This is a genomic window from Sphaerisporangium melleum (assembly GCF_014646695.1).
Taxonomy (GTDB): domain Bacteria; phylum Actinomycetota; class Actinomycetes; order Streptosporangiales; family Streptosporangiaceae; genus Sphaerisporangium; species Sphaerisporangium melleum.
This window is the reverse complement of sequence record NZ_BMNT01000020.1, coordinates 157,077-157,306: the sequence shown is the minus strand read 5'-3', so window position 1 is coordinate 157,306 and position 230 is coordinate 157,077. Positions and strand designations below refer to the sequence as shown.

Annotated in this window: 1 pseudogene; it reads right to left on the bottom strand. The window is 75.7% G+C overall.

Features of this window, described 5'->3' with window-relative positions:
* Window positions 1-230, bottom strand: a pseudogene (locus IEY93_RS38305) (ArsR family transcriptional regulator); the annotation flags it as partial.

Genomic DNA, 230 nt, shown 5'->3' with positions numbered 1-230 from the left:
CGTCGTGGTACCTGCCGACCAGGCCGGCCACCGCCTCGGACAGCTCACGGGCGAAGGCCGCGCGGTCGGCCGCCGAGGCGAAGCGGACCTCGCCGTCGATGGCGAACGTCGCGACCTGCTTGCGCGCCCGCGCCGCCCCGGTGATCAACTGCCCCACGTCGCGCACCAGCCGCGAGGCCACCGCCAGCAGCCAGCGCGCCGAAAGCTGGTCAGGCGCACGGGAGGGATCG